At 45.3% G+C, this 22,014-nt stretch carries 23 protein-coding genes; 14 read left to right on the top strand and 9 right to left on the bottom strand.

Annotated elements, in window-relative coordinates:
• Positions 1–119 precede the first annotated feature (119 nt).
• Together rpsI and rplM are read right to left on the bottom strand one after the other, a co-directional pair.
• A complete protein-coding gene (rpsI, locus tag JC525_RS03285) occupies positions 120–512 on the bottom strand; it encodes a 30S ribosomal protein S9 (RefSeq protein WP_025256473.1) in 393 nt (130 codons plus the stop codon).
• A 12-nt stretch (positions 513–524) separates the two neighbouring features.
• On the bottom strand, positions 525–953 hold the full coding sequence (gene rplM, locus JC525_RS03280; RefSeq protein ID WP_012517329.1) for a 50S ribosomal protein L13: 429 nt from the start codon (positions 951–953) through the stop codon (positions 525–527).
• A 454-nt stretch (positions 954–1,407) separates the two neighbouring features.
• On the opposite strand from rplM, the gene JC525_RS03275 reads away from it, so the two are divergent.
• From JC525_RS03275 to JC525_RS03210, 14 genes are all read left to right on the top strand, one after another.
• A complete protein-coding gene (locus tag JC525_RS03275) occupies positions 1,408–2,073 on the top strand; it encodes a response regulator (protein WP_012517328.1) in 666 nt (221 codons plus the stop codon).
• A 1-nt stretch (position 2,074) separates the two neighbouring features.
• The gene (locus JC525_RS03270; protein ID WP_198814512.1) at positions 2,075–3,364 is read left to right on the top strand and encodes a sensor histidine kinase; all 1,290 of its coding nucleotides are present in this window, start codon (positions 2,075–2,077) and stop codon (positions 3,362–3,364) included.
• Complete coding sequence (locus tag JC525_RS03265; protein WP_198814511.1) at positions 3,348–3,713, top strand: cupredoxin domain-containing protein; 366 nt, start codon at positions 3,348–3,350, stop codon at positions 3,711–3,713. The genes JC525_RS03270 and JC525_RS03265 overlap by 17 nt, the downstream gene beginning before the upstream one ends.
• Positions 3,703–4,464 (top strand): hypothetical protein, encoded by a 762-nt coding sequence (locus JC525_RS03260; protein WP_012517325.1) that lies wholly within the window; start codon positions 3,703–3,705, stop codon positions 4,462–4,464. The genes JC525_RS03265 and JC525_RS03260 overlap by 11 nt, the downstream gene beginning before the upstream one ends.
• Positions 4,458–5,162: a hypothetical protein gene (locus JC525_RS03255; RefSeq protein ID WP_198814510.1), complete on the top strand. Its 705-nt coding sequence runs from the start codon at positions 4,458–4,460 to the stop codon at positions 5,160–5,162. The genes JC525_RS03260 and JC525_RS03255 overlap by 7 nt, the downstream gene beginning before the upstream one ends.
• A gap of 90 nt (positions 5,163–5,252) precedes the next feature.
• Positions 5,253–5,990, top strand: coding sequence for a glycosyltransferase family 2 protein (locus JC525_RS03250; protein ID WP_198814509.1), 738 nt, complete (start codon positions 5,253–5,255; stop codon positions 5,988–5,990).
• Positions 5,980–6,657, top strand: coding sequence for a TVP38/TMEM64 family protein (locus JC525_RS03245; protein ID WP_198814508.1), 678 nt, complete (start codon positions 5,980–5,982; stop codon positions 6,655–6,657). The genes JC525_RS03250 and JC525_RS03245 overlap by 11 nt, the downstream gene beginning before the upstream one ends.
• The gene (locus JC525_RS03240) at positions 6,654–8,465 is read left to right on the top strand and encodes an ArnT family glycosyltransferase (protein ID WP_198814507.1); all 1,812 of its coding nucleotides are present in this window, start codon (positions 6,654–6,656) and stop codon (positions 8,463–8,465) included. Before JC525_RS03245 ends, JC525_RS03240 begins: the two co-directional genes overlap by 4 nt.
• Before the next feature lie 109 nt (positions 8,466–8,574).
• Positions 8,575–9,318 (top strand): thermostable hemolysin, encoded by a 744-nt coding sequence (locus tag JC525_RS03235; protein ID WP_198814506.1) that lies wholly within the window; start codon positions 8,575–8,577, stop codon positions 9,316–9,318.
• Positions 9,308–10,822, top strand: a complete 1,515-nt coding sequence (locus JC525_RS03230; RefSeq protein WP_198814505.1) for an AMP-binding protein — start codon at positions 9,308–9,310, stop codon at positions 10,820–10,822. The genes JC525_RS03235 and JC525_RS03230 overlap by 11 nt, the downstream gene beginning before the upstream one ends.
• A 3-nt stretch (positions 10,823–10,825) precedes the next feature.
• Positions 10,826–11,497: a TenA family transcriptional regulator gene (locus JC525_RS03225; protein ID WP_198814504.1), complete on the top strand. Its 672-nt coding sequence runs from the start codon at positions 10,826–10,828 to the stop codon at positions 11,495–11,497.
• Between the two features lie 65 nt (positions 11,498–11,562).
• Entirely contained in the window at positions 11,563–12,408 is an 846-nt protein-coding gene (locus JC525_RS03220) for an SDR family oxidoreductase (RefSeq protein WP_198814503.1), read from the top strand.
• Positions 12,409–12,423: 15 nt separating this feature from the next.
• A complete protein-coding gene (locus JC525_RS03215) occupies positions 12,424–13,125 on the top strand; it encodes a tetratricopeptide repeat protein (protein WP_198814502.1) in 702 nt (233 codons plus the stop codon).
• A gap of 165 nt (positions 13,126–13,290) precedes the next feature.
• Entirely contained in the window at positions 13,291–14,457 is a 1,167-nt protein-coding gene (locus JC525_RS03210) for a hydroxymethylglutaryl-CoA reductase (protein ID WP_198814501.1), read from the top strand.
• An 85-nt stretch (positions 14,458–14,542) separates the two neighbouring features.
• Here JC525_RS03210 and JC525_RS03205 read toward each other — a convergent pair whose 3' ends face one another.
• From JC525_RS03205 to recO, 7 genes are all read right to left on the bottom strand, one after another.
• Positions 14,543–14,911, bottom strand: a complete 369-nt coding sequence (locus JC525_RS03205; RefSeq protein ID WP_198814500.1) for a YbaN family protein — start codon at positions 14,909–14,911, stop codon at positions 14,543–14,545.
• Between the two features lie 275 nt (positions 14,912–15,186).
• Positions 15,187–16,152 (bottom strand): nucleoside triphosphate pyrophosphohydrolase, encoded by a 966-nt coding sequence (gene mazG / locus JC525_RS03200; protein ID WP_198814499.1) that lies wholly within the window; start codon positions 16,150–16,152, stop codon positions 15,187–15,189.
• Positions 16,130–18,313, bottom strand: a complete 2,184-nt coding sequence (gene relA / locus JC525_RS03195; RefSeq protein WP_198814498.1) for a GTP diphosphokinase — start codon at positions 18,311–18,313, stop codon at positions 16,130–16,132. The genes mazG and relA overlap by 23 nt, the downstream gene beginning before the upstream one ends.
• Before the next feature lie 12 nt (positions 18,314–18,325).
• Entirely contained in the window at positions 18,326–19,786 is a 1,461-nt protein-coding gene (gene rlmD, locus JC525_RS03190) for a 23S rRNA (uracil(1939)-C(5))-methyltransferase RlmD (protein ID WP_198814497.1), read from the bottom strand.
• Between the two features lie 150 nt (positions 19,787–19,936).
• The gene (acpS, locus tag JC525_RS03185) at positions 19,937–20,317 is read right to left on the bottom strand and encodes a holo-ACP synthase (protein ID WP_198814496.1); all 381 of its coding nucleotides are present in this window, start codon (positions 20,315–20,317) and stop codon (positions 19,937–19,939) included.
• 17 nt (positions 20,318–20,334) lie between these two features.
• Entirely contained in the window at positions 20,335–21,072 is a 738-nt protein-coding gene (gene pdxJ / locus JC525_RS03180) for a pyridoxine 5'-phosphate synthase (RefSeq protein ID WP_198814495.1), read from the bottom strand.
• Between the two features lie 199 nt (positions 21,073–21,271).
• Positions 21,272–21,985 (bottom strand): DNA repair protein RecO, encoded by a 714-nt coding sequence (recO, locus tag JC525_RS03175; protein WP_198814494.1) that lies wholly within the window; start codon positions 21,983–21,985, stop codon positions 21,272–21,274.
• Positions 21,986–22,014: the final 29 nt, after the last annotated feature.

The raw sequence follows: 22,014 nt of genomic DNA, 5'->3' as shown, positions 1-22,014 counted from the left end.
GAAGGATATTTGATAGGATAAGGCGTAGAAATTAAACCTTTGTTATAAAAATACTCGCGACAGCAAAAATAAAAAACCCGGCGTAAGCCGGGTTTTTGCAATACAAAAAGCGTAAAAAATTAACGCTTTGAGAATTGTGGACGCTTACGCGCTTTGTGAAGACCCACTTTCTTACGTTCAACGCGACGTGCGTCACGAGTAACGAAGCCAGCTTTACGTAGCGCTGGGCGTAGTGCTTCATCATACTCCATAAGAGCACGAGTAAGACCGTGACGGATTGCGCCCGCTTGACCGTTAGAACCACCACCTTTAACAGTGACGTAAACGTCAAACTTTTCAGTCATTTCAACAAGTTCAAGTGGCTGACGAACAACCATGCACTCTGTTTCACGACCAAAGTACTCGTCAAGAGCGCGTTGGTTTACTTTAATGCTACCTGTGCCTGGACGTAGGAACACACGAGCAGTAGAACTTTTGCGGCGGCCTGTGCCGTAGTATTGAGTATCTGCCATGTTAATAGCTCCTTAAATGTCCAAAACTTGTGGTTGCTGTGCTGCGTGAGAGTGTTCTGCACCAGCGTAAACTTTCATTTTACGGAACATTGCGCGACCTAGAGGGCCTTTTGGCAACATGCCTTTAACTGCTTTTTCAAGAACCATTTCTGGCTTGTGAGCAATTAGTTTTTCAAAGTTTGTCTCTTTAAGACCACCTGGGTAACCAGAGTGCGCATAGTACATTTTGTCTTGCGCTTTACGGCCTGTTACCGCAACCTTTTCAGCATTGATTACGATGATGTAATCACCAGTGTCCACGTGAGGTGTGTACTCTGGCTTGTGCTTGCCACGAAGGCGTAGTGCGATTTCAGAAGCCAAACGGCCTAGAGTTTTGTCTGTGGCGTCTACCACATACCAGTCACGTTGTACCGTTTCTGGCTTAGCAACAAAAGTTTTCATTTTCAAATTCACCCGAATAATATCGTCGTTACTGATTTCTGAACACCAGAAATCACCTTAAAATCAACGCAAAGACCCCTTCGAGCCGGCTGATTCTTCCACCTTCCCAAAGGTGGGCGTAACTGGGCAGGGCGCGAATTATACAGGAATTGACATAAATGCGAACCCCTAAGAATAAAAAATATGGATAAAATTTGGTCATGGAAAAATCACATAAAAATCTATGACCGCTTTAACCATTCTACTTAGCGTTGACGAGACAACAGTTGAGCACTAATCAGTGTTTAACGTTCGCAGAAACGGGAAGTAAGTAAAGATAGCTGGCTAACTAACAAATAAGCTTTCGTAACTTTCACTAAAACAGTAACTTGTCTGCCCGCACAATAGAGTTCTTAAGGTTTTCTTAAGTTTTCTGGTATACACTTTTACGGATCTCATATCGTCGAGCGTTTGAATGCGAATATTATTGGTTGAGGATGACAGGCCTTTATCTGATGCGTTAGCCTTGTCCCTTAAAAATGCAAACTATGCTGTTGACTGCGTTTATACAGGTGCAGACGCAATGACAACCCTTAGTATCGGGCAAACCGATATCGTTGTTCTTGATTTAGGCTTACCCGATACAGATGGTTTGAATGTGCTTAAATCGATACGCAAAAAGAATGCGACACTCCCGGTATTAATTCTTACTGCACGAGATAAAGTATCCGATAAAATCTCTGGGTTAGACGCAGGTGCTGATGATTATTTACCAAAACCGTTTGAAATTGATGAACTACTCGCCAGATTACGCGTTCTTGAACGCCGCCTAGGTACGGCTTCTCAAACAATTATTACGATTAAAAATGTGAGTCTTGATACCGCACACCACACGTTGACAATCGATAATGAGACCATCCACTTACCGAGACGGGAGCTTATGGTACTTAAAGCGCTTGTAGAAAATGCCGGGCGCGTATTGAGCAAAAATCAACTTGAAAACAAACTTTATGAATGGGGCGAAGAAGTAGCAAGTAACACAATAGAGGTTCATGTGAGTCATTTGCGAAAAAAAATGCCTGATAATTTTATCAAAACCATTCGCGGCGTGGGTTACTGTATATCTAAATCGGGGGAATGAGTTGTCGTCTATTCGCCGTTTTCTAATCCTTACACTGATCAGTGCTCTCGTATTGGTAATTTTTAGCGCAGCCCTTCATGGATATCGCGCGACTCTAAATATCTCAAGTGCACTTTTAGACGACGAATTGATTGAACTCTCCCACGCCATTGCTTACTTCGATAGTAATCAACAGGAAGAAGAGCATGAACTGTTGTTTCAGATTTGGAAGAGGGGCGAACTAATAAGCACCTCTTCGGCTGAACTCACTACCCCCATAGTCGCCTTCACACCTGGTTTTTCTGAAGTTAATGCGTTAGGTACTCGTTGGAGAGTGCTCGCTAACTACAAGGCACAGACAGACACCTGGTACATGGTCGCCCAGCCGGTAAGCAACCGCTTTATGCTTACCGATTCACTCACCGTAGCGGCCATTACCCCTTTCATATTGAGTGTGCCTTTGCTCGCTCTTATTCTGTTCTTTGGCATAACATGGGGCTTGTCACCTTTAAAACATTTATCTAGGTTGCTAGCAAAGCGAAAAGGAAACGACTTTTCTGTCATTGCACTGCACAGAGAACCAAGTGAACTTACACCTGTGGTTTCCACACTGAATACCATGTTCAATCGTCTTAACGCTGCATTTGAGCGTGAACAACAGTTTGCTTCCAATGCGGCGCACGAACTTAGAACGCCTTTAAGTGTTATGAAAATCAATATTCACAACATCGCAAACGAATTGGGCGAAAAGGGTGAAGCACTTAAAACACTTAAGGCTGATACTGACAGAATGATCCACGCAGTAAACCAGTTTCTCTTGCTAACGCGAACAAGCCCAGAGACCTTTGTTGAACAACGAGAGCCTATTAATGTGCACCATGTCGCTCAAGAGGTTATTAGTGATCTTTATGGAAAAATAGAAAATAAAGCACAGGAAATTGCGCTGGAAGGAGATGAGGTTTGGCTTCAAAGCTCGCAGTTTATGCTATATACACTGCTTCAGAATTTGGTAAGTAATGCGAGTAACTATTCGCCTAAAAATGCGCAAATTTTAATTAAAGTAGAATCTCATCACCGTGGGGTCTCATTAAGTGTATGCGATTCGGGCCCGGGCATTCCTGCTGATCAACGACCTGAGGTTATAAAACGGTTTCAGAGGGGGCCTACGAGCAAACCCACTTCGGGGAGTGGACTAGGTCTCGCAATTGTTGCGCAAGTTGTTGCTTTACATAATGCAGAACTGACACTGCACGAAAGCTCGATGGGCGGTTTAGAAGTAAGGGTGAATTTTTCAAATGACTTCGTACTTTAAGTCATCCCTTGCCTTTGCCTTTGCCTTTTTTGCCTGCCACGCACCAAGTGCCTGGGCGCTACCTGAGGTTGTAGTTGAAATTAAATCACATTTGTTTTACCCCCAAGAAGTCACTGTTCCAGCTGGGCAAAAGGTAAAACTTACTTTTATCAACTTTGACAATACACCAGAGGAAATCGATAGCTTCTCTTTAAACAGAGAGAAAGTGATATTTGCAAATAGCAGAGGCACCATATTTATCGGACCGCTCACACCAGGAGAATACCCCTTCTTCGGAGAATTTCATCCCAACACCGCAGTGGGTAAAGTAGTAGTGAAAAGCGCAGAGGACAATCAATATGCTCATTAATACTGTTGTGCTTTTTCTGCGTGATACGTTACCTATTTTCTTACTTATTAGCGTGCTGTTAGCCCTACCTCGCGTTTCCGCGGTCACTCTCTTATGGCGTTTGTTTGCGCTTATATTTATCGCATTATTGACCTATCCAAAGCTGGGCGTGGTGTCAGAATTTTACGAAGGCGCAGGATTTGAACTTCTTAAGACGTTATTATTTTTTATTGCGTGGATTGGCATGTGCTTTCTCGCGTCATCCGGCACATCGAGCTCATCATTGCTTAGCATTGGAATCTCGCTGCTCGTATTGGGCATTGGATTACCCAATTCGCTGCACTTTCTAGTTTACTTCATCTCTGAACTGACGAGAAACAGCGATAGCACCTTGCTATTTCTGGGAACCACTATTGGGCTTGGTATAAGCATCAGTATTGCTATCTTGCTCAATATTTTTCTCACTCAATTTGTTAGTTTAAAAACAACGCATTTCTTTGTTTCTGTTTTTGTTGCAGCGCAGGCAGCCAATATCGCTTTATTATTGGAGCAAACCGATACGTTTCCCTCGCCAAACCAACTTTGGGATAGCAGCGAAATTGTGAGCGATAACAGCGAATACGGGCACTTGCTTAACGCGCTTGTTGGCTATGAAGCCACGCCCTCTTTAAGTTATATCGTTGTCTTTTTGATTGCTTTGATTGTCCCTAATCTCATCACCTTTTTGTGTATAAGACAAAGGTCTACCCCTCTCAAGGAGGCCGCATGTTAAAACGTGCTTTTTTCTCCTTAATCACGTTTTTGTTACTGTTTGCCAGTCAGGTACGCGCAGATAACTTTACCGTCGATAAGGTATATCATCCTTACGTTCTGCCGTTTGAGCGAGAATTCGAATGGCGCCTAACATCGAGACAAAACGACGATGGAAATGTGCTAATGCAACGTTTTTCATTCGGCCACGCACTTTCCGAATTTTTAATTTTAGAGGCCTATGTGGTAGGAGCACGTGATGAGAATGAAGATTTTGGCGTAGAGGGTTACGAATTAGAACTACGTTGGATGATGACCGAACAGGGACAGTATTGGGCTGACTGGGGCACATTGTTTGAGCTTGAAAAACAACACAATACTGATGACTGGGAAGTAAAGGCTGGCTTGCTGACTGAAAAAGAGTTTGGTCAATTTAGCCTTACCACCAACATTACCGTCGTTTATGAATGGGGCGAAACGGTTGCTAACGAATGGGAAAGCGAATTTAAAGCCAAGTTTAGATACCGCTGGCTTCCCGAAATACAGCCTGGCGTTGAAGTTTATGTTGCTGAGGATTTTATTGGCGTAGGTCCAGCTTTCATGGGCATAAAGCGTTATGACAGACAGAAGCAGCTAAAGTGGGAACTGGGCTTTATAGCTGGACTAAACGGTGACAGTAAAGATCACACACTTCGCATGTCGTTGGAATACGAATTCTAGTGTAAGTTTGTACTTTAGCGCCCAACTTAAGCTTCTCTTAAGGTTCGACTTATAAAGTGCACGTCATTCGATGATTTACCAAATATTCTTATGCGCCAGTTTGACGTCAGTGTTGTTTTACCTGCTAAAAATGAAGCCAAAAACCTTTCTGCTTTGTTGCTAGAAATTTCAGAGGTGGTCCCTAATGCAACAACAGAAATTATTGTTGTAGATGATGGTAGCAGCGACGAATCTCTATCCTTACTGCGTAACCTTTCAAGCACCTTGCCGGTAAGTTGTCGGGTCATCGTCCACCCTATGAGCTGCGGTCAAAGCACGTCCGTTTTTCACGGTGTTTTGCAGGCAAAAGGAAAGTGGATCATCACCCTTGATGCTGATGGGCAAAACGATCCTGCTGATATACCGCGACTTATTCGCGCAGCTAAAGAAACTAACGCAGCGCACTTCTGCGTTATCGGACATCGTAAGAAGCGAAAAGATACCCCGTGGAAGCGATTTCAGTCTAAAGTTGCCAATCGTGTTCGCCAGTGGATCCTACAAGACGACACACCAGACACGGGCTGTGGCTTGAAGCTACTCCCAAGAAGCACCTTTTTACTTTTACCCTACTTTGACCATATGCACCGATATATTCCCGCTTTAACTAAAAGGCTTGGGGGAAAGGTGGTATGTGTATCGGTCAATCATCGCGCGCGTTTAGAAGGTAAATCAAATTACACAGCATGGAATCGTGGCTGGGCAGGGGCCATCGATATGCTTGGCGTCAGATGGCTAATGTACAGAAACAAGCTTAATCACATTGTCAGCGGAATGGGTCATGAAGACTAATGTTCGCCGCCTCAAAAGCGTCATACAGTTTTTAATTGGTGCAGCTAGCATCGCGCTTATCTGCTATTTGTCGCTTGAGGTCACAGGTGAAGTATGGAAACACGGTGATGATACAGATTGGTTGAATGCCTATATTTCAAATTTAAATTGGCAGTCGCTGAGTGTGATTTTAAGTGGCTGTGTTGTGCTTTTAACTATGGGTTTTCCTCGTCAGGCAGTCAGCTTTTTTTGCGGAGTGGGCTTTGGCGCATGGCAGGGAGGATTAATTGCTTTGTTGCTAACGGTATTGTCTGCATGTATCGCCTACGCATTAGCAAATGGCCCTCTGCGCTCACTCGCTGTCCGTCTTTTAGGTTCAAAGTTAAAACCAGTTGAAAACAAACTGGCCAAGCGAAGTTTTCGCAATGTGTTAATTGTTCGTTTATTCCCTGTAGGCTCTAACTTAATCACAAATGCTGTCGCAGGTGTGCTAAGCGTTCCGTTTGTCCCGTTTATTCTTGCAAGTGCAATCGGTTTTGCGCCTCAAACTTTTTTGTTTACTTTACTTGGAAGCGGTTCTCGCTTTGTCAGTTCCCTTGAACAGCCTTTACAAATAGGTGGCTTGATCATAAGCCTTCTTCTACTTCTATCCTTATCAGGCATTTCTTGTAGGAGTGAGCCGTCGTGAGGCTTGTGCTTAACTTAAATAATCATGCATCAACCCTGTTCTTTTTCGCCTGTGCTCTGATATTGATAGGTTTAGGCTTCAGAGATGCTTGGCCACCCGATGAGCCTCGATTCGCCTTAGTCGCAAAAGAGATGGTGAACAGCGGACAGTGGCTTGTGCCCATGCGCGGTGGCGAAATTTATCCGGACAAGCCTCCTGTGTTTATGTGGTGTATTGCCTTCTTTTACCTTATAACGGGTAGCTTGAAGGTGGCTATGCTCCTGCCTAACGCAATCGCAAGCCTTGTCACTTTGGGGCTAACCTACAACCTATCGCTAAAACTTGCCAGCGAAAAAGCGGCAATGTTGAGTATGCTCGCACTTCTACTTAGCCCCCAGTTCCTCATTCAAGCCAAATTTGCTCAAATCGATGCCCTTGTCGCCTGTTTTGTTTGGATTGGCGTCTGCGGGTTCATTCAGCACTTCTACGTGCGTGTTAGTTGGCGATGGTACTTTACAGCATGGATCTTAATGGGGCTTGGCATCATAACGAAAGGCGTTGGCTTTTTACCTATTCTTTTGTTTATTCCCATTGCGTTTTTCGCATTTACTAGCGGCTTACATCGCGGCCAGTGGTCATTGCGTATGTTGTTTGGCCCCTTAATCATGCTATCGGTTGTGGCGATGTGGCTTGCACCTCTGCTTTATCTTGGCTTGATAAAACAAGAGCCTCAAATTCAACAATACTTGTCGAACATTTTATTTAAACAAACAGCTGAGCGTTATGCCAATGCATGGCACCACATAGAGCCTTGGTATTACTATATTGTTGAAGTTATTCCTGTATTTTGGATCACGCCAGTTGCCATACTGCTATCAAAAGCTAAATGGTTAAGAAATGTGCTTACTCAAAATCCCGCTTACTCATCATTGTTGATATGGGTAATATTAGTCGTCATTTTCTTTAGTATCAGCCCAGGTAAACGTGGTGTTTATGTTCTACCGGCACTGCCAGCGTTGAGCATGATTGCAGGTCTGGTACTTGCAAATTCAACTGTATCAAGAGGGTTAGCGCTGTTTTCGCGTGCAGTAACTTCGTTAATCTCTGGCGCTTTATTGATTGCTGGCTTAGCACTGCTGTTTCACGAGCCCATCGCCAGCAAGTTGATTACGCGCTTTGACAGCGACAGCGAAACCCTCGTTCGTTTAAGTATGTTATTACTCGTACTCGGTTTCGCTGGGCTTTGTACTCATATTGTCTATTATCTTTACAATAAAAATCGCAATGCAGTGGAGGGGAAATCACTTGCCTACCAATTACTTTCATGGCTTTTCATTTTAACTGTAATCCCTTCCACATTCGGAGCATGGCTGCTCAATGACTACCGTACTCCCCGTATAGTCCTTCAAAATGCAGAAAGCCAAATAGATAATATGTTGACGAAGGATTCAACTGCCTTCGAGGTAGGGATAGTCAGCTTTAAAGAACAGTATTTGCTTTTTTCACCCTTTCAAATGACTCATTTTGGTTACCATATCCCTAAAGAGCTAGAAAACGGTACAGCGTGGGCTTGGCTAACTGATACTTCCGAGCCTTCGCGCGGGCTAACAAAAGCTTCAGGCCAGCGGATTAGCCCCCCAATACCTCAACGCTTTTTGTTAGTTCCAAATGACTACAAGTTTCAATGTGTAGACTTGTCACAAGCAACTTCACTGGGCATAGCCCACCGTGACGAATGGTTATTGCTTCCTGCCAGTGCTGCAAACGCTACCTGTGATTTACCGACTAACGGCCCAGTTTTTAACAGCTATAAAGGCTCAAGCAATTAAATGGCTTGGGCGTTCTTAACATTAACCTTTATAAAAATTTTTCACACTTAAGGTTCTCTTAAGGTCTCGCGTTAATACTCTTAACATCGCAAAACCAATGAGCATGTTTATGAGTTACGTTTTAGCTTCTGTTCCAACCCAGGTTGCTGGTAAGCAATCTGCGATTGTCTCAAAGGAAAAGCCCGCTATAACCTTTATCGCAGCGAAACATGGACATAATGCCCGTCGCCGCATTGAAGCGTTTATAGTAAGTGGTTTTAAAGCTCGCTATAACGCACGAGTGACTTCTTTTATGCCTATGCTGTTTGCTCTCGAAGCTAATGGAGTTAAAGCCGCCGCAGGCGCAAGATTTGCCGCCTATGATGGTCAGTATAATTCTCTTTTTATAGAGCAATACCTTAACACTTCGGTAGAAACTGCCCTCACCTTACAAGGGATAACCGTAAACAGAGCGCATATTGCTGAAGTTGGTAACCTTTTTAGCAGTGCATCGCGCTATACCCTTCCCTTATTATTTGCCCTGTTCTTCGTTTTAAAACGATGTGGTAGCAAATACCTGGTTTTCAGTGCGACTTCACAACTCACCGCTTTACTCTTGGGCGCGGGTATTCAGCTCCTCCCCCTTGTTAGAGCTGATGTATCAAAACTTAAAGGAAATAGCGATGACTGGGGTACCTACTATGATACCGCTCCTCAGGTTACTGCCCTGTCGCTAAATCACGTAACCCAACACATCATTGGATGCCCTGAACTTAATGCTCATTACCAAAGAGCAATTGAGCTTATTTCCGCAAATGTGGATGCGTTAACGCAAAGTATGTGCACCAAAAAGGAAACGGCGTATGTTGCTTAATCAGTATATAAATGGGCACGATGATGATATTGCGCTGAAGTGCAATGACAGTTCAATGACTTACCGCGCCCTTTTCAGCGCCGTCGAGAACCTCGCAAGCTGGATAACTCACCACAATGCCGAGAGGATAGGCATTGCCTTTGACAATAGTTTTGCATGGGTGATTGCTGATTTAGCCTGCCAACAGGTTGATGTCTGCTGTGTTCCCGTTCCACTATTTTTTAGCGCTTCCCAACAAGAACATGTATTGGATGAGAGCCAGTGTCACTTTTTGTTGACCAATAGCGGTGGCGAACTAAGTGAATGGAGTGAGTCTCCGACAGTTATTGATAGCGAAAACGACATTGTCGCTCATCCGCTCAAACATGACGCTCGTGTATGTATGCCTTTAGGTACTAACAAAATAACCTTTACTTCGGGCTCTACGGGTTCACCGAAAGGCGTATGCCTGTCAACTGAATCACAATGGAAAGTTGCCTATTCTATTGACCGTGCTGTTCAACCGGAAATAGTTAACCACCTATGTTTGCTGCCATTGTCTACCCTACTTGAGAATATTGCCGGCGTTTACGCCCCTCTATACCACGGCGGCACGGTTTATTTAGCCACAGCATCTGAGCGCGGATTTCAAGGGAGCAAACTCGTCAACCCAAATGCACTGCTGTCACTGATAGACCGCGTTCAACCAACGTCTGTTATCTTGGTTCCCGACTTGCTCATGGTGCTAGTACAGGCATGTAATCAGGGCTGGACACCGCCTTCATCACTAATGTTCATTGCTGTTGGCGGTGCGCATGTATCGCCCGCTTTGCTGGCGCAAGCTCAAGCGAAGGGACTACCAGTATTTGAAGGTTATGGCTTATCTGAAGCGGTATCAGTATCAACATTGAACACGCCCAATTGCAATACGATGGGCAGTGCCGGAAAAACGCTAGGTCATAATCAACTGCACATCGAAGAGGGTGAAATTGTAGTTACAGGTAACCACTTTCTGGGCTATCTGAATCAACCTTCCTCATTCTATCCGACCCAGGTCAGAACCGGCGATTTAGGCTTTTTTTCTGACAACACACTCACGCTTAATGGGCGTATAAAGAACATAATGGTGAACAGCTTTGGTAGAAATGTATCGCCGGAGTGGATTGAATCATTGTTACTGGGAACAGGACTGTTTAGACAGGCTTTGGTGTATTGTGAAGCTAGACCCTACTGTGTTGCGCTCCTCGTACCCGCTTCCAATACTATTTCTAATACACAAATTCAAAGCGCCGTTGCACTTATCAATAAGCAGTTACCTGACTATGCGCAAGTTGTTAATTTCACCACCATCGGTCCTTGCACGCCAGAAAACCAACTGCTTACCCCAACGGGAAAGATGAAACGTGACGCAATAATCGCACGCTACGCGACTGATTTAGACTTGCTCTACCAGAGCCTAGACCAACACCTGTACAGCGCTCAAAGCACAATACCATCTTCTTCTCAATTTGTTATCAAGGAATAATTTATGAATTTCTATCAGCAACTTCAAAGTAACACCGAGCATGCCAGACAGACATTCTTACAGGCGCCGATTATACAACGCTGCTTTAACGGTGATTTTAACCTAAACGACTATATTGCCTTTCTTCAACAGGCCTATCATCACGTTAAGTTTACTGTTCCACTGCTTATGGCTACAGGTGCCAAACTCAACGAAGATAAGGAATGGCTAAGAGAAGCAATTGGTGAATACATTGAAGAAGAAATGGGTCACCAGGAGTGGATCCTTAACGACCTTGCAGCCTGTGGCGTTGATAAAGAAAAGGCGAGGAATAGTCAGCCTGCACCCGCCACCGAATTAATGGTTGCCTATGCTTTTGATGCAATAGCACGCAAAAGTCCACTGTATTTCTTCGGCATGGTATTCGTTTTAGAGGGCACAAGTATTGCGCTTGCCGACGCCGCTGCAAAACAAATCAAAGACAAGTTATCACTGCCTAAATCAGCGTTTAAATACCTTACCTCTCACGGTGCGCTAGACCAAGAGCACATTGTTTTCTTTGAAGGGCTTATGAACAAAATTACCGACCCCAAAGAGCAACAAATGATCATTCACAGCGCGAACATGTTTTATCGCTTATACGGAGATATCTTTCGCGAATTAACACCCGAACACGGCTTGGAACAGGTTGCTTAAATTCAAGGGTGTACCTCTGGTGCTTATCTCCTGAGGTAAACGGCTAACACGTTAAGGTAAATACAATGAATATTGAGTGGCGTAATCAAGTGGTGCTTCTTACAGGTGCTACTGGCGGTATTGGTAAAGCAATAGCCAACGCGCTTGATGAAAAAGGCGCGCACATTATCCTAACTGGCAGAAGTAAGGCGAAGCTCGAACAGCTGCAACAAAATTTAACCCTTCATCATACCGCCGTTGTGGCTGACATTACGTCAGATGAAGGCAGAGATAGAGTAGTAAGTGCCTGCCAACGACTTCCTTTAAGTATTCTGGTTAACAATGCCGGCATTACCTATGTTGGCGAGTTTGTGGGCACCCCTATCGAGTCGATTGTGTCGACAAATATGCTGGCACCCATGCTACTAACCCAACGCCTGCTGCCGTTACTAGAACGTAGACCGTCTGCGCACATTGTGAATGTAGGCTCTGCTTTTGGAGGTATCGGTTTTGCTGCGCACGGAACCTACTGCGCAACTAAATTCGCGTTGAAAGGCTGGACGGAAGCCATGCACAGAGAATTCAGCGATAGCAAAATTAAATTTCATTATCTAGCGCCGCGTGCAACGCGCACCGACATAAACGACCAACGCGCTATTGCGCTAAACGACGCATTAGGCAACCAGACAGATGAGCCTGATGTAGTAGCACAAGCATTTATTAAACAGTTAGAAAACAATTTGCCAAGAGTGGCGCTAGGACGTGCTGAACGCTTTTTTGCCAAACTTAACGCGCTAGTTCCCAGTGTTGTTGACAACGCGTTGGCAAAAAAACTTCCAATAATTAAACGCTATGCCTTTCAAAAATCGCAATCACAAGACAAACAAACCAGCGCTCAAAACGATACCCGCCTGGGTAATAAGCTGATTTAACACGAGGACATTACTATGAAGAAATTAACCACGCTCAGCACCACGGTAATTCTAGGACTCGGTCTGGCATTAAGTCATACGGCTATGGCTCAAGCTAACGAGGTCACAGAAAGTACAGCGCCGACATCTGCCTTAAGTGAAACAGCAACTAACCCGTTAAAGACACTTCAGCATCAGTGGGCACATATTAACTATGAACTTGATGATGCAGAAAAGGAAAAAGCATTCGTCGCCCTTATTAATACCGCTAAATCTTTCGTTAAGGCAGAACCCAACAACCCTGAACTATTGATTTGGCAAGGCATAATTCAATCCAGTACAGCCGGTGCCAAGGGCGGACTTGGTGCTCTGGACTACGCAAAGGATGCGCGTAAGAGTTTTGAACAAGCAATGCGATTGGACGAAAACGCACTCTCTGGCTCTGCGATGACCAGTCTAGGTGTGCTGTATCATAAACTTCCGGGCTGGCCTATTAGTTTCGGTAGCGACAAAAAAGCTGAGAAATTGCTAAAGCATGCGCTTGAAATAAACCCTGACGGAATAGATCCCAACTATTTCTACGCAGAGTATCTATTCGATAACGGTAAATATGACGAAGCCATTAAATTCGCCAAAAAGGCACAGGTTGCTCCAAGTCGTGCAGATCGCCCTCTTGCAGACTTAGGTCGCAAAAAAGAAATCGCTTTACTGGAAGCTAAAATAGCGAGAAAAAGTTAGTTGGCAGAGCCTAACTGTTCAAGATATTAGCGGTAGAAAGGTGTATTAGGCGCCTTTCTTCGCTTAATTAATTTACATAGGCTACGTTTATCTTAATGTATAAATTGTAAACAGTTCTCATATGAGATCGGCGCTCCTATTATGGAAGAAAAAAGGAGTGGCCTAATGCCTAAAATCCCACGTTCTTCAGACAACGACTATACCCATGATATGAGCCAGACCCGCCGTGAGTTTATTGCCCGCGAGACAGGCACTCAGTTAAACCACTTAGGGCACTACTCCATTCCGCCTGAAACCTTATCAGGCAACATAGAAAACTTTGCCGGCGTTGCACAGGTACCTATTGGCTTTGCGGGCCCAATGTTAGTAAACGGAGAGCACGCAAAGGGAGAGTTTTACGTTCCGATGGCGACGACAGAAGGCACGCTAACAGCCAGCTACAGCAGAGGTATGCGCTTAACGAGAGAGGCAGGCGGTATTACTACGACGGTTATTGATGATGCTATGCAGCGAGCACCTATGTTCGCGTTTAGCAATGCCAGAGAGGCTTTAGCCTTTGGTAAGTGGGTAGAGCAAAATTTCAGTGCAATTAAACAAGCCTGCGATAGCACCACCAGCGTGGGCAGATTAAGAGATATTGAGCAGTATGCAGCCTCTAAACTGCGCTGGCTTAGGTTTAATTTCACCTGCGGCGATGCTGCTGGTCAGAACATGGTAAGTAAAGCCACAAAAGCGGGTTGCGATTGGATACAAGCAAACTATGCAAACGCTATCGACCATTTCGTGCTGGCCGCAAACCTTGATACCGATAAAAAGCATTCTCACCTTAATTCTTTGCGCACCCGAGGAAAACGGGTGGTAGCTGAAGTTACGCTGCCAAAGCAACTAATGACAGACATAATGCACTGTCCTCCAGAGGCACTATTTAAGCAGCGCCAATATTCAAATATGGGCGCACTGATGGCAGGTAGCGTTAACAATGGCGCTCATTTCGCTAACGGCATTACCGCCATGTTTATCGCTTGCGGGCAAGACGTTGCCAACGTGGCTGAGTCGTCAGCAGGCTTTACCTACGCTGAAATTACGCCAAATGGCGACTATTACTTTTCGGTCACTATTCCGTCGTTAATCGTTGCCACGTATGGTGGCGGTACAGGCCTGGCAACCCAAAACGAATGTTTAAGTGTGCTTGGATGCACAGAAAGAGGCAGCGTAAATAAGTTTGCTGAAATTGTTGCTGCAACCGTGTTGTGTGGCGATCTGTCTTTGGGTTCTGCTGTGGTGGCCGATGAATGGGTAAGTAGCCACGAACGACTGGGTAGAAATCGCTAGACCCTTTAAGTTTCTCACAGGGCTATCATCTTCAAATAAGACAAAGACTACTCAAGTAAAGCGTTACTGAATGTCTTTGACGATACTAAATAACTGAAATACTGGGGCGTGTTACCACAAAGTACGCGCCCACTCCCATAAACAGACCAATGCCTATGTAGGCAGGAATGGGCATAGATGCAAACAGGCAAACAAAAATAAAGCTTAAAAGCATACTACAGCAGGCAATGCATTTTACCTTTTTCGATATTGCACCATGCTTTCGCCATGCAACAAGACCTGGGCCGTATTTGGGATGCTGAATTAACCAGTTCTCTAAGCGCGGTGAGGACTTCGTAAAACAGAAAAGGGCACCTATCAAAAATACCGTGGTTGGCATTACGGGTAAGAAGGCACCTACAATGCCTAAGAGCGTTAAGAACAATCCCAGCGTTGAATACAGTACTTTTTTCATAAAACAATTACGCCCAATCTAATCCAACTCCTTGGTAAGTGCCGTTGACTAACACCGGTTAAACACCCTTCCAATGTACCATTTTTATACACAGATTTTAGACATAACGGACCTAAACGGCCTTGTCTGAAATCAAAACTACTTTATAAACATAAGCCAAAATGGGAAAGTTTCCATCTACATTGGTCTAATTCATGGGCCATGAATTTTCGGTTAGGCAAATTTACTGATGAGCTTATTATTGAGGAATGTTTTTAGTTCGCAAAACCTGCTAATCACGCAGAAAACGACGACTTTTTGACCTGCTGCCACAAAGCTTCCATTTCATCTAAGGTCAATGCGTCAAGCGTCTCGCCTTGCTCTGCCGCCAGGCGCTCTACATCTTTAAAACGGTTAGCAAACTTGTTACTCGCGTTTCGAAGCGCAGTGTCAGCATCTACTTTGCAATGCCTTGCTAGATTAACCATGGCAAAGAGTGCATCGCCAATTTCTTCTTCTATGGCATTTTGATTATCGTGAAGCGCTTCGTCATTGGTAGTGATGTTTACATGCTTCGAAGCCTCTTCGGCAGCGGTTTCAGCCCGCTGCTTGTGATCCAACTCTTGCTGAATCTCTTCCACTTCCTCTCGCACTTTATCAATTACAGGTGCGGCATCAGGCCAGTCAAAACCAACCTTTGCACAGGCTTTTTGCAGCTTTTGTGCGTACATCAGTGCAGGCATTCCTTTGGGGACACTATCAAGAATACTGGTTTCTACAGCTTGACCACTTTGCTCTGAACGCTGCTTTTTTAGCTGCTTTTCTTGGGCTTTAATCGCATCCCACTGTGCGTTTAAGGCAGTGTCGCTGAGTGTTGCTCGCTGAAGCGCTTCGCCTTCCTTTTCACTGTCTTTTCCATCATCGACAGACTGCGCGCCAAAAACATGCGGGTGGCGACGCACTAGCTTATCACTTATGCTTTGCGCTACATCGTCAAAAGAAAATGCGCTAGACTCACTGGCAATCTGCGCATAGAACACAACTTGAAACAGCAAGTCACCCAATTCATCCTTAATCTCGCGCATATCACCGGTGGCAATAGCGTCAGCCACCTCGTAGGCTTCTTCGATGGTGTAGCGAGTTAGACTTTCCATGGTTTGTTTTACATCCCAAGGACAACCAGATTTCGGGTCGCGCAGCTGCGCCATTATGTCGAGCAGCCGCTGCATTTCGCTAAGCTTAGCTTTGTTTGCGTTTTGCATCAGTCACGCCTTTGAGCTGTCGCAATCGAGTTAGCACTTTTGATACCGTGTCGAGATCATGAACTTCTATCGAAATAGTGATTAGCGCCGTTTGTCTGTTTTTGTCACTTAAGCTGTTTACACCTAATAACGGCACGTTTTCGTTCGCCAACACCGTAGTGATGTCGCGCAACAGCCCTGTTCTATCGTGACAAAATATATCAATGCCTGTCTCAAAGCCCACTTTTAGTTCTTCAGACCAATTTACTTCTATCTGACGCTCAGGGTGCTGAGATAACAAGTGCTGCAGCTGATCGCAGTTTTCCTTATGAACGCTTACACCACGGCCTTGGGTGATATATCCCAAAATAGCTTCGCCGGGCACAGGCTTACAGCAATTGGCCAATTGGCTCATTAGGTGACCCACGCCTTGCACGACCACCGCATCTTTTTTGCCTGTGCCAGTTGCTGTCTTTCGCGTTTTGACCTTCGGGCTTATCTCAGGCTCTGGGGCTGGAGGCTCTTGCAAATGATGAATAAAGTTAATCACCTGCATAACGCGCACATCGCCCGCGCCTACAGCAGTATATAAATCGTCAAGCGTTTGCAGATTAAACTTCTCGAAAGCTTCATGTGGCACTTTGGCGGGTAAATGGGCCCGCTGTAATTCACGCTCTAAAAGCTCTTTACCCGCAGCAAGGTTTTTATCCCTGTCCTGCTTTTTAAAGTACGAGTGAATAGTGGCACGCGCCCGTGAGGAATGGACGTAGCCAAGGCCAGGATGCATCCAATCTCGACTGGGGTTGGGCTCTTTGCCCGTTAACACTTCTATCTGGTCACCACTTTGCAGCAAATAAGTGAAAGGAACTATGCGCCCGTTCACTTTTGCCCCAATGCATCGATGACCTACATTACTGTGAATATAGTAAGCAAAATCAAGGGGGGTGGCACCTTGAGGAAGGTCAATCACATCCCCTTTTGGAGTGAACACGTACACTCTATCATCGAACACCTGGCTACGAAGTTCTTCAACCAAATCGCCAGATTCTGCCACTTCTTCTTGCCACGCCAGTATGCGACGTAACCAGTTTATGCGCTCGTCATAGCCCGACTGTTTACCGGTACTGCCTTCTTTGTATTTCCAGTGCGCGGCTACGCCAAGTTCTGCATCCTGATGCATTTTCTGCGTGCGAATTTGAATCTCAACAGACTTGCCTTCAGGCCCAACAATAACCGTATGAATAGACTGATAACCGTTGGGCTTAGGTGTGGCTATATAATCGTCAAACTCGTTGGGCAAATGCTTGTAGCTGGCGTGAACGGTACCTAACGCTGCGTAACAGTCTTGAAGCCGCTCTGCAATAATACGTACTGCCCGTATGTCAAAAAGCTGCTCAAAGGTAAGGCGCTTTTTCTGCATTTTTTTCCAAATGCTGAAAATGTGCTTGGGACGACCATAAACGTCGGCGCGGATCTCCTCGCTATCTAATAAGCTCTGCAAGTCGCCTACAATAGTCTCTATGTACTCGGCGCGCTCTCTGCGCTTGCCGTCAAGTTGCTGTGCAATTTGTTTGTAGGTAATAGGGTGCAGATAACGAAACGCGAGGTCTTCAAGCTCCCATTTCAGCTGACCTATGCCTAAACGGTTAGCCAATGGCGCATAGATACTAGCGCACTCCCGAGCCACCATAACACGAGTTTCTTCGTCGGCTTTTTTAACCTGTTGCAATGCACAAATGCGCTCAGCCATTTTAATGACAACGGCGCGCACGTCTTCTACCATCGCAAGAAGCATGCGACGTATACTGTCTATGTGCTGCTCATCTGACTTTTGAGCAAAACCAGAGCCATTTACTTTACGCGCATGTAACGACTTAATGGCATCCATGCGGCGAACGCCAACAATAAGGTCGCGAATCTCTGCGCCAAACTCTTCATATATATCGTCTTCACTTAAGGCGTGTTGTTCACAATAAGGAAAAACAAGCGCAGCCTGCAGCGTTGCGTCATCCATATTTAGTTGACACAAAATCTCAACCATTTCCTGACCAATCAATAGTCGCTCAGGTATAGAAGACACTGCACTTAGCTTTTCTTTTGTTTCTGCATTAAGCTCTAGGCTGTCTAACCACGCATCAAAGGGCGGTCGCTCTGCTTCGTGGACCTTTCTTGTCGATACCATATCCTTTACTCGTTATTGCTGCTTTTGCGTAAACAAGGCCATCATCTCCATGTGATGGGTGAAGGGGAACATTTCTACTGCGCCCGCCTTTTCCATTTCATAACCTCCGTCTAACAACACCTTTGCATCTCTTGAAAACGTACGTGGATTGCAAGAAACATACACTATCGTTTTTGGTAGTGCTTTTACAAGCGCGTGACAAACAGTCAACGCCCCTTCTCGTGAAGGGTCGAGCAATACCTTATCAAAGCCTTGTTGCAATGAAGCCTCGACGTTGGTCTTATCGGCTAAATCTAAATGCAGCCACTCAACATTTTCAATGCCCTGTTGCTGTGCATTGTCTTTAGCGCGGCGCACCATCTCGGCCACCCCCTCCACCGCTTGAACCTTTGCACCCGATTTAGCAATGGGTAGGGTGAAATTGCCGAGCCCGCTAAACCAATCAGCTATACGCTCGTCAGGCTGAGGACTTAGCCAGTCTATTGCTTGGTTAATCATTTTTTCATTAACCACGTTATTTATTTGAATAAAGTCGTTAGCACTGGGTGAAATTGAGCAACTATTTACCGTATTCATAACAATATCAGTATGATTACCCACACTGCGAATTTGCCCTTGCTTATTCTCAAGTTTTAATTCGATATTATGGTCGCCAACAGAGGAATTTTCGCTCACTAATGCGCTCACCGCATCAATAAGCTCAGCCTCAAGGGCTTTAGTGTGTTTAAGAACGAGGTGTGAGGTATTATCACCCGCGATAAGACTAATGTGTCCGATATGGCGAGCAGACTCGAACCCTGTCAGCGCGTCTCGCAACGGGCCAATGAGTGTAGAAAGCGGGTCAACCAAGATAGGGCATGTTTCTACATTGACAACCTTGTTGCTACTGGATCCGCGAAAACCCAACTTAATTTGGTCAGGGTTGCGAGCATCTATTGCCAATCTTGCCTTTCTGCGATATTGAGGGCGTGGCCCTACTAACGGTGATTGCCAAACGTCCGATTTCATAGACAATTGACGTTCCATCATCACTTTTAGGGCAAGATCACGTTGCGCAAGGGCAGCGTCCGGCTTTATGTGCTGTAGCTGACACCCGCCACATGCATCAAACACAGAGCAAAAAGGTGCTTGTCTTGCTTCACTTGGCGTGTGAATTTTTTTCGCTTTGGCGTTTATGACGTTCTTTTTGCTAGATAACACCTCTATATCACAGGTTTCTCCTACAAGAGCGCCTTCAACAAACAGCATAGGGTTGCCACGCACCACGCCGTTACCCATCCAATCTAGATCATCAATGGTAACCGTATCAGTTTCTTGGCTTGCGCTGTTTTTCGCTGTTTTCTTATCTTTCCCAAATCGCAGACCAGCGACCTGCGCGTTTGCACTGACACTCCCTTTTTTTGAAGCACCATTTTGAGTACGAGACGCTTTGTCTTTTTGCTTACTGCGCGACTGTTTGAAAAGGTTTGCCAAGTGAGACTCCGGTTACCTGTATATATAGCTGGATATTGCTAGGCCTTTCGACCTTAAATGTAAATTTGCCGCTGATGCTTCCTGCGAACGTTAATAGTGACAGTTAGCATAATTGCTGACGTCTAGCTTTCTAAAAAAGGCAGCTTGTATTTACGCGGTTTCGAGTATAACGGTGGCAACGGCATAATGCTTCTCATCTGAGATACTGATTGCACTGCGTGTTATACCTCGCGCTTCGCATATTGATGCAAACTCTCCAGAAAAGTGTAGCTCTGGTGCACCTAGGTCGTTATTGCGCACTTCAATATGTTGCCAACTGACACCGTTGCCAATGCCAGTACCTAAGGCCTTAACCGCCGCTTCTTTTGCAGCAAAACGTTTGGCTAAAAAGCGTACTGGCGTGCTGTGCTCACTGAACTGCTGCAGTTCAGCAGCCGTAAGCACTCGCTTGGCCAAACGTTCATTGGCACCATCGCCTTTTCCAAGACGTGCAATCTCTACAATATCCGTTCCCAACCCAGCAATAGCCACTGTTTTTCTTACCTTTATTAAATACCCGCTCGGGCTTCAAGCATAAGCTTACGCATATCGGCAACGGCAGTGTGAAGACCATCAAACGCCGCGCGCGCAATAATCGCGTGACCAATGTTAAGTTCTATTAGCTGAGGAATAGCCGCAATAGGTTTAACATTGTGATAGTGTAAGCCATGGCCCGCATTAACTTTCAGACCTAAGCTGTCGGCGTACTCAATTCCTTCAACTAAACGGGCTAGCTCTTTACGCTGCTCTTCTTCGCTGGTGGCCTCTGCATATTGGCCAGTGTGAATCTCAATAAAAGGCGCATTACATGCGGCAGCGGCGTCAATTTGTGCTTTATCTGCATCGATGAATAAAGACACTAGGATGTTGGCATTAGCAAGTCTTTCACAGGCCGCTTTGATGTTGTCGAAATTGCCTGCGACATCAAGCCCACCTTCGGTGGTCAGTTCTTCGCGCTTTTCAGGCACTAAACAACAAAAGACCGGCTTCACTTCTTCGGCAATGGCTAGCATCTCATCAGTTACTGCCATTTCTAAATTCAAACGGGTATTGATAGTTTGCGCCAAAATTCGAACGTCACGGTCTTTTATATGGCGGCGATCTTCACGTAAATGAACCGTTATGCCGTCTGCGCCCGCGCGCTCTGCGATATCAGCAGCGTGCACTGGATCTGGATAATGTGTACCGCGCGCATTGCGAAGCGTTGCGATATGGTCGATGTTAACGCCTAATAAAATCGTGCTCATTTCACCACCTAGCGTAAGAGAACGAAGAAGCACTCTTCGTATCTATTAAGTTGATTTAACGGCGTAATACGCCTTTCTAACGTGTAGCAATTGTAACAAAGTTTTCAATGTACGGGGCTGTTTAAGCACTTGAGTTAAGAGAAAATAATTTTCGCTCAGATGAACGTTGCGTAACCCTATCGCCATCCCATTGTACGGCTCAACGTGGCTTTGCTATAAAGAGTTCCCGACTTTTCAGCGGCTTGTCACCAATAAGCGGTTTTAGTAAATCACGACAAAGCACTTTTGCCACTTTCTTGCTGAGCGGGGTAAATTCGCCCTGCGACAAACTGAGCAACGCTTGCCCGGGTAACCCGCGCATTCTACCTGCGCCAGCCCCATCCTCTGGCAATCTAATAAATCCTGCATCCATCTGAAAATGGTAGTTTCCGCTTTCCACTATCGGCATCTCGTATTCCACGTCTGTGGTAAAATCGGGCAATAACCCCATTTCATCAAGCAATGCAAATTCAAACTGCCTCAGGGTAACTTCTATATCGCTTTCATCACGTAATGCTAACAGTGCATTTTCATACGCATTGTGCACACCATCGCTAGCAAGGCCTGCAGGCATTATGCGGTTAGTTAATTCATTGACATACATGGCACAAAACAGGGCGGTACCCGCAAGATTTATGGAGGGCGAGACACTTTCAACGTGTCGCAAGTTTTTAAGCTCTGATTTGCCGCTAAGCTGCAAACGAAGGTGCTGAAAAGGTTGAAGCAGACTTTTTTTATCTGACTTGCTGTTCTTTACGCCTTTCGCAACCGCACTAACCCGCCCTTCTTCCAGAGTGAAAAAATCAACAATATAGCTGGTTTCCCTGTAAGGGCGTCTATGCAACACATAGGCATTTAACCATTCGTTGTTCATTATTTCTCACTGTGTTTTATCGGCATACG

The organism is Alteromonas sp. IB21, from assembly GCF_016405965.1.
Taxonomy (GTDB): Bacteria; Pseudomonadota; Gammaproteobacteria; order Enterobacterales; family Alteromonadaceae; genus Alteromonas.
Note: the sequence above shows the minus strand (reverse complement) of the source record. Positions and strands in the feature narration are given on the sequence as shown.